A 14,303-nucleotide genomic window follows, 5' to 3' on the forward strand; every position below is an offset into this window, starting at 1 on the left:
AGGGTTTTATTGCACGTTATTATGACTGCGAATTTCCTGCCAGACCTTATCGCAGTCAGCCTTGACCGCCTGATCGTTACCCGTGCGCGTCGCCTGAATGCACTGCTGATAGTCCAGTACCCGCACACTTTCTTCGTTAGCAAATTGCTGATGTTTGCGCTCTTTTTTAAGGACATTCAGTACGCTTTGGCAGGCCTCTATCTTCTCAGGCGAGCCCTGTGCTGTATTGATACAGGCGCTGTACGCCTCTTTCAGCCGGCTATCTTCTTCCGGCGCGGGTGATGACGCGCAGGCCGTCAAACCGGCGGTCATGCTGGCGATGAGTAAAATTTTTTTCATAGGTCGTTCCTCAACAGCGCGGCAGACCGGCAGCCTGCCGCATCTGACATCAGAAAATAGTGAATGGCGCAATAACGATAAATTTCACGTCACGTTCATCCTGGAAGATGTTGCCGTAACCACCGCCCCAGCTTGGAATATTGGAGTGGTTGTCATATTCGGTGAAGTGCAGTTTGAACATGGTGCCTTTGGCACGCCCCTCCTGCAGGGTATAGACCGCATCCAGACTGTATGAGGACTCTTCGATAGTGCGGTTTTTGTCGTAGTAAGCATCCGGGTTACTTTGCCAGGTTGCCGGTTTAGCATCCCAGGCGTAAACGTAAGACGCGCCCACAGCCCAGCCCGGCAGATTCCAGTTTTTCAGGTCATACATCGCGCCGAAGAAAACCGCCTTTTCACCGTTAGCGTTAAAGTCGGAGCGGTTATCCCACCAGATATCCAGACGACCGTTTGAAGAGGCGTAGGTTGGCGTCATACGTTGCAGAAAATAGCCCTGCTGACCGTCCGCTTTCACCCAGGTGCCTTCCAGACGCAGGTCAACCACTTCCGCGACTTTGTAGCCGAAGGTCAACGCCTGCAGCCAGGCCGTACCGTCGTAAATATCATTCACGCTGCGATCGTCTACTTTGTCGCGCGCGCCGTAGAACTGGTAACTGGTGGTGAACGGATTGCCGCCTAAATCAAATTTATAGCTGGCCTTCGCGAAATATTGATCGACATAGCCTTCGGACTGACCAAACGCCGCTTCCAGCACCAGATCATTTTTGAAGTCGTACTTCGCGCCGATGGAGTGGAGATAATCTACATTGGTTTTTTTATCCGCCTGATAAAACTTATCCATTTCGGTATGCCACGGCGCTTTATATTCGTTAGTCCACATGTAGGAAAAACTTAACGCGCCCGCATCGCCATAGTCAAAACTGGCGCCAGCTTCCGCACCCTGATAGGTACCCGGCATAAAACTCCAGTGCGGCGCTAACAGCGTCTGACCGGTAGGCTGAATATAACCGGCGCGCGCCCAGACCGGGCCATATTTAAATTTCGCTGCGGCTTTATAAAGACTGATACCGCTCTTATCGCCGGAATAGTCTTCGTCGTAGCCTTTATTCTTTTTCGAGAAGGCAATTTCGTTTGGATGACCGCTGTCGCCGTTTTCTGCCATTTCAATCGCGGTAAACGCCGCGATATCCAGACCGAACATATCCGCAGCGTAACCAGACTGAAAATCCAGGTTAGCGTTCCAGGTCGCATGAGAAAGGTTAGTTTTATATTTGTCGCCGTCGGTCACATCTTTGCGATCGCGTTCACGCTGCCAATAATAGATGCCGCCCGTTAACGTGGAGTCGTCGAAAAAGCCGGAGGCTTGCGCCTGCGGAACAACGATCCACCCCGACATTGCTGTGATACCGGCGATAGCCAGAGCCAGCGTACTACGTTTGCCACTAAACGTACGCATAAGTTAATCCTCTTTGACGTATAAATTGCTGCCGACAAAAGCGAACAGCGAAAAAATAAAAATAAAAAGTAGCGCTGAGAAACCTCATTTACTACGTTAAATAGACTATTTTTCGCGATGCGAATTATCAATCTCTTTCTGTAACCAGTATGTAATAATATGAGCAACCGCACATATTTAATTGCTTTCTGTTACATTCGACTGCTGGTGGGGGAAGCAGACCGCCAGAAAGAAAATTGACTTGTTTTCCATAGGCATGAAAATAATTGTCTCCTGTTGACCTGACGCTTATAACATTTAGATTAATAATCATTTATCAGATCAATAATTTTCAGAGAATAATTAATTCGCCTCGCAAAAAAGAGAATCGACTTAGAGCCTATCCCACCAGGCGTTATTGGCGCAGCCAGTTTGGACACGGACAGCGCGCAAAAACCGGAGCGTACACGTAGTACGTGAGGTTTGACTCGCTACGCTCGCCCTTCGGGCCGCCGCTAGCGGCGTTCAAAACGCTAACGCGTTTTGGCGAGCACTGCCCAAGTCCAAAATGGCAAGTAAAATAGCCCTAATGGGATAGGCTCTTGGAAATGCAGAGAAAAAACGCCGCAAAACGCGGCGTTGACAAGGTATTTTTTACAGCATTCGCCTGTTGGCGCAGTGCTTATTCGCCCGCTTTCGCCCAGGTATCACGCAGGCCCACGGTGCGGTTAAAGACCAGCTTATCGGCCGTTGCATAGCGGCTGTCAAGGCAGAAGTAACCTTCACGTTCAAACTGGAAAGCTTTCCCTGCTACCGCCGCTTTCAGCGACGGCTCGCCATACCCCAGCTTAATCACTAATGATTCGGGGTTGATAACAGACAGGAAGTCCTCCGCGGCGCCCGGATTCGGCACGCTGAACAGACGGTCGTAGAGACGAATTTCAATCGGCAGCGCATGTGCTGCGCTAACCCAGTGGATTACGCCTTTCACTTTACGCCCGTCAGCCGGATCTTTACTCAGCGTATCGGCATCATAGGTACAGAAGATGGTGGTGATATTCCCTTCGGCATCCTTCTCTACGCGCTCCGCTTTAATGACGTAGGCATTACGCAGACGCACTTCTTTGCCCATCACCAGACGCTTGTACTGCTTGTTCGCTTCTTCGCGGAAATCTGCGCGATCGATCCAGATCTCACCGCTAAACGGCACTTCACGGCTGCCCATCTCCGGTTTATTCGGATGGTTAGGCATGGTAACCATTTCGCTCTCGCCCTGCGGGTAGTTTTCGATAACCAGTTTTACCGGATCGATTACCGCCATCGCGCGCGGCGCGTTTTCGTTCAGATCTTCGCGAATGCAGGATTCCAGCGACGCCATCTCAATGGTGTTGTCCTGCTTGGTGACGCCGATGCGTTTGCAGAACTCACGAATAGAAGCCGCGGTATAGCCGCGACGGCGCAGACCGGAAATAGTCGGCATACGCGGATCGTCCCAACCTTCGACGTGTTTGTCGGTCACCAGCAGGTTCAGCTTACGCTTGGACATCACGGTGTATTCCAGATTCAGGCGCGAGAATTCGTACTGCCGCGGGTGAACCGGAATGGTGATGTTGTCCAGCACCCAGTCGTACAGACGACGGTTGTCCTGGAACTCCAGCGTACACAGAGAATGAGTAATGCCTTCCAGCGCATCGCTGATGCAGTGAGTAAAGTCGTACATCGGATAGATGCACCACTTCGTGCCGGTCTGATGATGCTCGGCGAATTTAATGCGATACAGCACCGGATCGCGCATCACGATAAACGGCGACGCCATGTCGATTTTAGCGCGCAGACAGGCTTTACCCTCTTCAAAACCGCCGGTACGCATTTTTTCAAATAGCGCGAGGTTCTCTTCGACGCTGCGATCGCGGAACGGGCTGTTTTTACCCGGCGCGGTCAGCGTACCGCGGTATTCGCGGATCTGCTCCGGCGTCAGCTCATCAACGTAGGCCAGGCCTTTATTGATCAGCTCGACCGCATAGGCGTGCAGTTGGTCAAAGTAATCGGAGGAGTAGCGAATATCGCCAGACCAGTGAAAGCCTAACCACTCGACGTCGTTTTTGATCGAATCAACGTACTCGATATCTTCTTTTACCGGGTTGGTGTCATCGAAACGCAGGTTGCACTGGCCCTGATAATCTTGCGCGATGCCAAAGTTCAGGCAGATAGATTTCGCGTGGCCGATATGCAGATAGCCATTCGGCTCCGGCGGAAAACGGGTATGGACAGTGGTATGTTTACCACTCGCCAGATCTTCATCAATAATCTGACGAATAAAGTTAGTCGGGCGGGCTTCAGCCTCACTCATCGTGGATTCCTCAAAGCGTAAACAACGTATAACGGCATATGATCTTATAAGCCGGACAGACTGACAACCTTTAGTTACTTAAAAAGTGGCTTTGCAGAAAATATTGGGGCTAATTGCGGTAAAAAAAAGCGGCGAAGGTTTCCCTCTGCCGCTTATGTTTCCTGTGATATCGCCGGATGGCGTCTTACGCCTTATCCGGCCAGGAAGCGATTATTTGCTCTTGATCTCGTACAGTGGCGTTTGACCCGCTACCACGTGACCATCCGCTTTGATGACCAGAGCGCTGAAGTCATCGCTGTTGCTGCAAACAACCGGACTTATCATGGAACGCGCATTGGCATTCAGGAAGTCCAGATCCAGTTCCAGCACCGGCTGACCCGCCGTGACTTCCGCACCCTCTTCGACCAGACGCTTGAAGCCCTGACCGTTCAGCGCGACGGTATCGATACCCATATGGACAACGATCTCCGCGCCTTTTTCGGTTTCTAGACAGAACGCGTGGTTAGTGTTGAAGATTTTCACGATAGTGCCCGCCGCCGGAGAAACCACGGTTTTATCGGTGGGTTTCACCGCCACGCCGTCGCCGACCGCTTTGCTGGCGAAAGCTTCATCCGGTACCTGATCCAGCGCCACTACCTCACCGGTAATCGGAGAGACCAGTTCAGCGATAGTTACCGCATTCGGCACCGCCTGGGGTTTGGCCGCCGGAGCAGGTGTTGCAACGTGAGCCGCATCAGCAGACGCTGCCGCGACCGGTCCCCGCGCCACCACTTTCTTCATTTCATCGCCAATCGATTCCGCTTTCGCGCCGACAATAACCTGAATGGTCTGTTTGTTCAGTTTCACCACGCCGGAAGCGCCGAGGCGTTTGCAGGCCGCATCGTTAACGCGAGCAGAGTCATTCACGGTCAGGCGCAGACGGGTAATACACGCATCGATCGCTTTCAGGTTGTCCGTACCGCCAACCGCAGCAATATAGCTGGTCGCCAGTTGCGTTAACCCTTCTTCGGTGTTGCTGTTGGCTTCTTCCGTTACCATCTCATCAACTTTATCTTCGCGGCCCGGCGTTTTCAGGTTAAACATACGAATAACCGCGCTGAACAGCAGGAAGTAGATGATAAAGAATACAACGCCCATCACCAGCAACATCCAGACGTTATTGCTGGCCGCTGGCAGGTTATACATCAGAACATAGTCGATCGCGCCTGCCGAGAAAGAGAAGCCCGCATGGATACCCAGCAACGTCGCGACGAACAGGCTGATACCAGTCAAAATGGCGTGCAGGAGGTACAGCAGCGGCGCCAGGAACATAAACAGGAATTCCAGCGGCTCGGTTACGCCGGTCAGAAACGCGGTGATCGCGACAGACAGCAGCATACCGCCCACCATCGGACGACGTTCTTTCGGCGCGGCGAAATACATCGCCAGAGCGGCGCCCGGCAGACCAAACATCATGATCGGGAAGAAGCCGGACATAAACATCCCCGCCGTGCCGTCGCCAGCATAGAAGCGGTTGATGTCGCCGTGGAATACAGTGCCTGCGGCATTGGTGAATTCGCCAATCTGGAACCAGGCGATGGTGTTCAGTACCTGATGCAGACCGGTGGGGATCAGCAGACGGTTGATGAAGCCAAAGATACCGGAACCCAGCGCGCCTGCGGAAACGATCCATTCACCGCCCGCATGGATGCCATGCTGTACCGGCGGCCAGACGTAACCGAAAATAGCGGCCAGCACCAGACAGAAAAAGCCCGTTGCGATCGGTACAAAACGTTTTCCACCGAAGAAACTGAGAAAATCAGGCAGTTTGATACCAGACCAGCGATTATAAACCGCGCCGCCGACCAGACCGGTAATAATCCCCGCCAGCACGCCCATGTTGATTTCCGGGTTAATCGTCACCATCGCTTTGGTCATGACGAAGTAACCCACGGCTCCCGCCAGCGCTGCCGCGCCCGCGCTATCTTTAGACCAACTGGAGGCCACGCCGATAGCGAAAACCAGCGCCAGGTTATCGAAAATAGCCCCGCCCGCTTGCGCGATAAACGGCATATTCAGCAAATCTGGTTGGCCGAATCGCAGCAACAACGCTGCCACCGGCAACACGGCGATAGGGAGCTGCAACGCCCTACCCAGCCGCTGGAAAAAACCTAAAATATTCATCTTATTCCCCCTACGAGACGCCGATATGGCTTCTTTGAAGCCGTTTTTTATTGTGCTGCAAACGTTAAAAACGTGATGTTCTGTAATCGAACGGTGAGATCATCTTCTGCAGAGTGTGTGGAAAATTAATTCGCCTCGCAAATTAAACGGGTGTTTTTTGTGATTATAATCACTAAATATCGTAATTACCCCCACCATCCACTGGCTAACACGGAAAACTTATTTTATGATTCAAAAAATCAGGACGGATTGAACACGAACCCTGGATATCCAGGTTACGCTTAATACGATCCGCCAAATTTTGACATTGATTATTGAGGTGAAGAATGAGACTGATCCCCCTGAGTACCGCAGAACAGGTTGGCAAATGGGCCGCTCGCCATATCGTTAACCGTATTAATGCGTTCAAACCGACCGCCGATCGTCCGTTTGTCCTTGGACTGCCTACCGGCGGCACGCCGCTAACGGCGTACAAAGCGCTGGTTGAGATGCACAAAGCGGGCGAGGTCAGCTTTAAGCATGTGGTCACCTTTAATATGGACGAATATGTTGGCCTGCCGAAAGAGCACCCGGAAAGCTACCACAGCTTTATGCATCGTAACTTTTTCGATCACGTTGATATTCCAGCAGAAAACATCAATCTTCTCAACGGTAACGCACCGGATATCGATGCGGAATGCCGTCAATATGAAGAAAAAATTCGTTCTTACGGTAAAATCCATCTGTTTATGGGCGGCGTCGGCAACGACGGTCACATCGCCTTTAACGAACCGGCGTCTTCCCTGGCTTCCCGTACCCGTATCAAAACGTTAACCCATGATACTCGCGTAGCGAACTCCCGCTTCTTTGACGGCGACGTAAACCAGGTGCCGAAATACGCGCTGACGGTAGGCGTGGGCACGCTGCTGGATGCGGAAGAAGTGATGATTCTGGTGCTGGGCCATCAGAAAGCCCAGGCGCTGCAGGCGGCGGTTGAAGGCAACGTCAACCACATGTGGACCATTAGCTGCCTGCAACTCCATCCGAAAGCGGTTGTGGTATGCGATGAGCCGTCCACAATGGAACTTAAAGTTAAAACATTGAAATATTTCAATGAATTAGAAGCAGAAAATATTAAAGGTCTGTAATGTTGTCTCCGCCCCGCCAGTCAATGCGGGGCGGTAAATTTTTGATATCGGGGGTCAGAATGTATGCTTTAACCCAGGGCCGGATCTTTACCGGTCACGAAATTCTTGATGACCATGCGCTTGTTGTCGCTAATGGCCTGATTGACCGCGTTTGTCCGATGGCCGAACTGCCGCCGGGAATAGAACAACGCTCATTGAATGGGGCCATTCTCTCCCCCGGTTTTATTGATGTGCAGCTAAACGGCTGCGGCGGCGTGCAGTTTAACGATACCGCAGAAGCCGTCAGCGTTGAAACGCTGGAAATTATGCAGAAAGCCAATGAAAAATCGGGCTGTACTAACTTTCTGCCAACGCTTATCACTACCAGCGATGAATTGATGAAACAGGGCATTCGCGTCATGCGCGAATACCTGGAAAAACATCCGCACCAGGCGCTGGGTCTCCACCTGGAAGGCCCCTGGCTTAATCTGGTAAAAAAAGGCACCCATAATCCTGATTTCGTGCGTAAACCAGACGCTGCGCTGGTCGATTTCTTATGCGATAATGCCGACGTCATCACCAAAGTCACTCTCGCGCCGGAAATGGTGCCTGCTGACGTAATCGCTAAACTGGCGAATGCGGGCATTGTGGTTTCCGCAGGTCACTCCAACGCGACGTTAAAAGAGGCAAAAGCGGGCTTCCGCGCCGGGATTACCTTTGCGACTCACCTGTTTAACGCGATGCCGTACATTACAGGGCGTGAGCCGGGCCTTGCTGGCGCTGTTCTGGACGAAGCGGATATTTATTGCGGCATTATCGCCGATGGCCTGCATGTCGACTACGCCAACATTCGCAATGCCAAACGCCTGAAAGGCGACAAACTTTGTCTGGTGACAGACGCCACCGCACCGGCGGGGGCCAATATTGAGCAGTTCATTTTCGCAGGTAAAACAATATACTACCGCAATGGACTGTGTGTGGATGAAAACGGTACGTTGAGCGGTTCGTCCTTAACCATGATTGAAGGCGTACGCAACCTGGTCGCGCATTGCGGCATCGCGCTGGATGAAGTGCTGCGCATGGCAACGCTCTATCCGGCACGCGCTATCGGCGTTGATAAACATCTCGGTAGCATTGCGCCGGGTAAAGTCGCCAACCTGACCGCGTTCACCCACGATTTTAAAATTATCAAGACCATCGTTAATGGTGACGAGGTCGTTGACTTGAGTAAGTGAGAATATGACACCAGGCGGACAAGCTCAGATAGGTAACGTTGATCTCGTAAAACAGCTTAACAGCGCGGCCGTTTACCGCCTGATTGACCAGCATGGTCCTATCTCGCGCATACAAATTGCCGAGCAAAGCCAGCTTGCTCCCGCCAGCGTAACGAAAATTACGCGTCAACTCATTGAACGCGGGCTGATCAAAGAAGTCGATCAGCAGGCCTCTACCGGAGGCCGCCGCGCTATCTCTATCGTCACGGAAACCCGCAACTTCCATGCCATTGGCGTCCGCCTGGGGCGTCATGACACCACTTTAACGCTCTACGATCTGAGCAGTAAAGTGGTCGCTGAGGAGCATTATCCGCTACCGGAGCGCACCCAGGAGACGCTGGAACATGCGCTGCTCAACACTATCGCCGTCTTTATTGATAGCTGTCAGCGTAAAATTCGTGAATTGATCGCTATCTCGGTGATCCTGCCAGGGCTTGTCGATCCGGAAAGCGGCGTGATTCGTTACATGCCACACATTCAGGTTGAAAACTGGGGACTGGTTGAAGCGCTGGAAAAACGGTTTCACGTTACCTGTTTCGTGGGACACGATATTCGTAGCCTGGCGCTGGCGGAACACTACTTCGGCGCCAGTCAGGATTGCGAGGACTCGATTCTGGTGCGTGTTCATCGTGGTACAGGCGCCGGGATTATCTCCAACGGACGCATCTTCATTGGCCGTAACGGCAACGTCGGCGAAATTGGGCATATTCAGGTGGAGCCGTTGGGCGAGCGCTGCCACTGCGGTAATTTCGGCTGTCTGGAAACCATTGCCGCCAATGCGGCGATTGAACAACGGGTGCTGAATTTGCTTAAACAAGGGTATCAAAGCCGTGTTCCGCTTGACGACTGCACGATTAAAACCATCTGTAAGGCGGCAAACCGGGGTGACAGCCTGGCCTCGGAAGTCATTGAGCATGTTGGTCGCCATTTGGGCAAAACGATCGCCATTGCTATCAACCTGTTTAATCCGCAAAAAATCGTCATTGCCGGCGAGATCATTGAAGCCGATAAAGTCCTGTTGCCCGCTATCGAAAGCTGTATCAATACTCAGGCGTTAAAGGCATTTCGCAAAAATTTGCCGGTGGTACGCTCCACGCTGGATCACCGTTCTGCTATCGGCGCATTTGCCTTAGTTAAACGCGCCATGCTCAACGGAACATTGCTGCAACGTTTGCTGGAAAGTTGATGCGCTCTTATAGTATCGGATTATTCACAAATTCCCTGGGTAGTTCATGACCATCAAGAATGTAATCTGCGATATCGACGGCGTGCTGATGCACGACAACGTAGCCGTACCTGGTGCGGCGGAATTTCTGACGGGGATTCTGGAAAAAGGTCTGCCGCTGGTGCTGCTGACCAATTACCCGTCGCAAACCGGCCAGGATCTGGCGAACCGTTTTGCTACCGCTGGCGTTAACGTGCCGGACAGCGTGTTTTATACGTCAGCAATGGCGACAGCCGATTTTCTGCGCCGTCAGGAAGGTAAGAAAGCGTATGTCGTGGGCGAAGGCGCGCTTATTCACGAGCTCTATAAAGCGGGTTTTACCATTACCGATGTGAACCCTGATTTTGTCATTGTTGGAGAGACCCGCTCCTACAACTGGGACATGATGCATAAAGCGGCATTTTTCGTCGCCAATGGCGCGCGCTTTATCGCCACCAACCCGGATACCCACGGTCGCGGCTTTTATCCGGCCTGCGGCGCGCTGTGCGCAGGCATTGAAAAAATTTCCGGCCGGAAGCCGTTTTATGTCGGCAAACCCAGCCCGTGGATCATCCGCGCGGCGTTAAACAAAATGCAGGCGCACTCGGAAGAGACCGTTATCGTCGGCGACAACCTGCGCACCGACATTCTGGCGGGGTTCCAGGCCGGTCTGGAGACCATTCTGGTGCTTTCAGGCGTATCAACAATCAATGATATTGACAGTATGCCGTTCCGCCCAAGCTGGATTTACCCTTCCGTCGCCGAGATAGACGTTATCTAAACCTGTCCCCTGCCCGATGACGCGCCGCTTTCAGGCCTACGGTTCGAACAACATTGTAGGCCTGATAAGCGAAACGTCATCAGGAAAAACATAATTCAATTAAACCACGATAAAACTGAAGATCCATCAATAAACCCGCGCAATACGTAATCATTTTTCACTAATCAACAATGACGATTGCATTTTTCATTTTTCAGACCGTAATCCCCTTGCGCCTTCCACGCCTTTGCGGCATTTTTTAGTCAAGCAAACACAAAAAGTACGACGCAACAGATTAACGGAGAAGGCTATGTGTTCTATTTTCGGCGTATTCGATATCAAAACAGATGCAGCGGAACTGCGTAAAAAAGCCCTTGAACTGTCACGCCTGATGCGCCATCGCGGCCCGGACTGGTCCGGCATCTACGCTTGCGATAACGCGATTCTCGCACATGAACGTTTGTCGATTGTTGATGTTAACGCCGGCGCCCAGCCCCTGTATAACGCCAGAAAAACCCACGTGCTGGCGGTGAACGGTGAAATTTATAACCATCAAACGTTACGCGCGGAGTATGGCGATCGTTACGCGTTCCAGACAGGCTCCGACTGCGAAGTTATTCTCGCGCTATATCAGGAAAAAGGGCCGGATTTCCTTGACGATTTACAGGGGATGTTCGCCTTCGCCCTGTATGACAGCGAAAAAGACGCTTATCTGATTGGTCGTGACCATATCGGTATTATTCCGCTCTACATGGGCTATGACGAATTCGGCAACTTCTACGTAGCGTCAGAAATGAAAGCGCTGACCCCGGTCTGCCGCACCATTAAAGAGTTCCCGGCGGGCAGCTACCTGTGGAGCAAAGACGGCGAAATTCGTCAGTACTATCAGCGCGACTGGTTCGATTACGATGCGGTAAAAGACAACGTCACCGACAAAAACGCGCTGCGCCAGGCGCTGGAAGAATCCGTGAAAAGCCACCTGATGTCCGACGTGCCCTATGGCGTGCTGCTCTCCGGCGGTCTGGACTCGTCGGTTATTTCGGCAATCACCAAAAAATTCGCCGCCCGTCGCGTCGAAGATCAGGAGCGCTCCGAAGCCTGGTGGCCACAGTTGCACTCTTTTGCGGTCGGTCTGGAAGGTTCGCCTGACCTGAAGGCGGCCCAGGAAGTGGCTAACCACCTCGGCACCGTGCACCATGAAATTCACTTCACCGTGCAGGAAGGCCTTGATGCCATTCGTGATGTTATCTATCACATTGAAACCTATGACGTGACCACTATCCGCGCCTCAACGCCGATGTATCTGATGTCGCGTAAGATCAAAGCGATGGGCATCAAAATGGTGCTCTCCGGCGAAGGTTCCGATGAGGTGTTTGGCGGCTACCTGTACTTCCATAAAGCGCCGAACGCCAAAGAGTTACATGAAGAGACGGTCCGTAAGCTACAGGCGCTGCATATGTATGACTGCGCCCGCGCCAACAAAGCGATGTCCGCCTGGGGCGTGGAAGCGCGCGTACCGTTCCTGGATAAAAAATTCCTCGACGTGGCGATGCGTATCAACCCACAGGATAAAATGTGCGGCAACGGCAAGATGGAAAAACACGTGCTGCGCGAGTGCTTCGAGTCTTATCTGCCAGCAAGCGTCGCGTGGCGTCAGAAAGAGCAGTTCTCTGACGGCGTAGGCTACAGCTGGATCGATACGCTGAAAGAAGTGGCGGCGAAACAGATTTCCGATCAACAACTGGAAACCGCCCGCTTCCGCTTTCCATACAACACGCCGTCGTCTAAAGAGGCGTACTTGTACCGGGAAATTTTTGAAGAATTGTTCCCGGTGCCGAGCGCGGCGGAATGCGTACCCGGCGGCCCGTCCGTGGCCTGTTCTTCCGCCAAAGCCATTGAGTGGGATGAAGCATTCAAAACGATGGATGACCCGTCAGGCCGCGCGGTCGGCGTGCATCAGTCGGCGTACCAGTAAATTAACGATGACGAAAGAGCCCTTAGTGGCTCTTTTTTTATAGCAAACCACTTTCGGAAAAACGATTAATAACCAATAATTGCCGAATATTGCGCCACGCTGTTCGCAACCTAACCAAACAGACACTTTCCGACGTTTTTCGATGAAAAAGAGGTTGACGCTTCAAGGCTCAATACGCATAATGCGCCCCGCAACGCCGATAAGGTAACGCGAAAAAAGATGGCTACGTAGCTCAGTTGGTTAGAGCACATCACTCATAATGATGGGGTCACAGGTTCGAATCCCGTCGTAGCCACCATCTTTTTTGCGGGAGTGGCGAAATTGGTAGACGCACCAGATTTAGGTTCTGGCGCCGCAAGGTGTGCGAGTTCAAGTCTCGCCTCCCGCACCATTCACCGATAAGCGTTGTACGGATGGGGTATCGCCAAGCGGTAAGGCACCGGTTTTTGATACCGGCATTCCCTGGTTCGAATCCAGGTACCCCAGCCATATTTCTTCGAGTTTGCGGTTCACCGCGACGGTATTGGGGTATCGCCAAGCGGTAAGGCACCGGTTTTTGATACCGGCATTCCCTGGTTCGAATCCAGGTACCCCAGCCATCGAAGAAATCATCTGGCTACGTAGCTCAGTTGGTTAGAGCACATCACTCATAATGATGGGGTCACAGGTTCGAATCCCGTCGTAGCCACCATATTCAGAACGCGTCGAGGTATTCGACCGGTTCGAAAATAATTTGTTGGGGTATCGCCAAGCGGTAAGGCACCGGATTCTGATTCCGGCATTCCGAGGTTCGAATCCTCGTACCCCAGCCAGTTTTAAAGACGCTCTGCTAATGAGCGCAAGAAGTACGACAATTGGGGTATCGCCAAGCGGTAAGGCACCGGATTCTGATTCCGGCATTCCGAGGTTCGAATCCTCGTACCCCAGCCACTTTTAAAAAGCTCGCTTCGGCGAGCTTTTTGCTTTTCTGCGTTTATAAATTCCGAAAGAGGTTTCCCCCTCAATGCCCTGCTATCAGTAAAACGCTATGATAAAGCCTTACAGGGAGCGTTCGGTAACCTCACAATGAATTACCAGTTTTGTTGGTATCTCTTTTTGCAGCCATTAACATTTTTTATGGCCGTCTTGCTCTGCGCTTTCACCTTCATTGATATCACGGCCAGCGCCGCCTGGTTGATTATTTTGGGTCTGGTTTACCCCGTGGCAGTGTCAATGAGGCTACATATACTGCACCAGAAAAAGGCGGTCATGCTACGCCAGAATAGTGCGGAATGGATAGTGTATCTGCCAGGGATCCCTGTGCAAGAAAAACAAAGCGCGCTGATTAATGTCGCGTTTTCCTCGAAAACGGCGCTGCGTGGATTCTATATTCGCGCCCTGTCCAGCAAAGTCATTCTTCACATCATCACTTTTTATATTCTGTGGTTTGATGTCCAACATGCAACACTGACGTGGTATCGGATTCTCGCCGCATTAATCACTCTGGCGATTCTTGTAAAATCAATGAGTTCCACATTACTGATGCTACATAAAGTAGTACGTTGCCAATACAACGTATGCACAATTGAAATGGCATCACCTTGGTATGAAATTGATTTCAAAGGGAAATTAGGTTTATGTGCTTTATTTGCAGTAAAGTAAGATGTCAATACGCTTACCCGACCTGCAATTGAGCGTTTTTACAAACCGGGTAAGGC

10 protein-coding genes and 7 tRNA genes are annotated in these 14,303 nt (G+C 51.8%); 13 read left to right on the top strand and 4 right to left on the bottom strand.

Annotation, left to right across the window (positions count from 1 at the left end; all coding sequences use genetic code 11):
- Positions 1-6 precede the first annotated feature (6 nt).
- The 4 genes from chiQ to nagE all read right to left on the bottom strand — a co-directional run bounded on the left by chiQ (position 7) and on the right by nagE (position 6,287).
- The gene (gene chiQ / locus HV477_RS05445) at positions 7-339 is read right to left on the bottom strand and encodes a ChiQ/YbfN family lipoprotein (protein WP_000722260.1); all 333 of its coding nucleotides are present in this window, start codon (positions 337-339) and stop codon (positions 7-9) included.
- A gap of 49 nt (positions 340-388) precedes the next feature.
- Positions 389-1,795 (bottom strand): chitoporin, encoded by a 1,407-nt coding sequence (gene chiP, locus HV477_RS05450; protein ID WP_001258803.1) that lies wholly within the window; start codon positions 1,793-1,795, stop codon positions 389-391.
- A 661-nt stretch (positions 1,796-2,456) separates the two neighbouring features.
- On the bottom strand, positions 2,457-4,124 hold the full coding sequence (gene glnS, locus HV477_RS05455) for a glutamine--tRNA ligase (protein WP_079899180.1): 1,668 nt from the start codon (positions 4,122-4,124) through the stop codon (positions 2,457-2,459).
- Positions 4,125-4,334: 210 nt separating this feature from the next.
- Positions 4,335-6,287, bottom strand: coding sequence for a PTS N-acetyl glucosamine transporter subunit IIABC (nagE, locus tag HV477_RS05460; RefSeq protein ID WP_079899181.1), 1,953 nt, complete (start codon positions 6,285-6,287; stop codon positions 4,335-4,337).
- Between the two features lie 326 nt (positions 6,288-6,613).
- Between nagE and nagB the strand changes: the two genes are divergently transcribed.
- The 13 genes from nagB to HV477_RS05525 all read left to right on the top strand — a co-directional run bounded on the left by nagB (position 6,614) and on the right by HV477_RS05525 (position 14,247).
- Complete coding sequence (gene nagB / locus HV477_RS05465) at positions 6,614-7,414, top strand: glucosamine-6-phosphate deaminase (RefSeq protein ID WP_001237059.1); 801 nt, start codon at positions 6,614-6,616, stop codon at positions 7,412-7,414.
- Positions 7,415-7,473: 59 nt separating this feature from the next.
- A complete protein-coding gene (gene nagA / locus HV477_RS05470; RefSeq protein WP_023245076.1) occupies positions 7,474-8,628 on the top strand; it encodes an N-acetylglucosamine-6-phosphate deacetylase in 1,155 nt (384 codons plus the stop codon).
- Between the two features lie 4 nt (positions 8,629-8,632).
- Entirely contained in the window at positions 8,633-9,853 is a 1,221-nt protein-coding gene (nagC, locus tag HV477_RS05475) for a DNA-binding transcriptional regulator NagC (protein ID WP_000187578.1), read from the top strand.
- Between the two features lie 46 nt (positions 9,854-9,899).
- On the top strand, positions 9,900-10,652 hold the full coding sequence (gene nagD / locus HV477_RS05480; protein WP_000153143.1) for a ribonucleotide monophosphatase NagD: 753 nt from the start codon (positions 9,900-9,902) through the stop codon (positions 10,650-10,652).
- Positions 10,653-10,941: 289 nt separating this feature from the next.
- Positions 10,942-12,606 carry an asparagine synthase B gene (gene asnB, locus HV477_RS05485; RefSeq protein ID WP_000337034.1) on the top strand — a complete coding sequence of 555 codons (1,665 nt, stop codon included), beginning with the start codon at positions 10,942-10,944 and terminating at the stop codon, positions 12,604-12,606.
- Between the two features lie 221 nt (positions 12,607-12,827).
- Positions 12,828-12,904, top strand: a tRNA-Met gene (locus tag HV477_RS05490).
- A gap of 8 nt (positions 12,905-12,912) precedes the next feature.
- Positions 12,913-12,997 (top strand) — tRNA-Leu (locus HV477_RS05495).
- Between the two features lie 23 nt (positions 12,998-13,020).
- A tRNA-Gln gene (locus HV477_RS05500) sits at positions 13,021-13,095 on the top strand.
- A gap of 35 nt (positions 13,096-13,130) precedes the next feature.
- Positions 13,131-13,205: transfer RNA gene (locus HV477_RS05505), tRNA-Gln, on the top strand.
- Positions 13,206-13,220: 15 nt separating this feature from the next.
- Positions 13,221-13,297: transfer RNA gene (locus HV477_RS05510), tRNA-Met, on the top strand.
- A 46-nt stretch (positions 13,298-13,343) separates the two neighbouring features.
- Positions 13,344-13,418 (top strand) — tRNA-Gln (locus HV477_RS05515).
- A gap of 43 nt (positions 13,419-13,461) precedes the next feature.
- Positions 13,462-13,536, top strand: a tRNA-Gln gene (locus tag HV477_RS05520).
- Positions 13,537-13,671: 135 nt separating this feature from the next.
- Positions 13,672-14,247 (top strand): hypothetical protein, encoded by a 576-nt coding sequence (locus HV477_RS05525; protein ID WP_058805521.1) that lies wholly within the window; start codon positions 13,672-13,674, stop codon positions 14,245-14,247.
- The last annotated feature ends 56 nt before the right edge of the window (positions 14,248-14,303 follow it).

Origin of the sequence: Salmonella sp. SG203, assembly GCF_013350575.1 — a bacterium.
Taxonomy (GTDB): Bacteria; Pseudomonadota; Gammaproteobacteria; order Enterobacterales; family Enterobacteriaceae; genus Salmonella; species Salmonella enterica.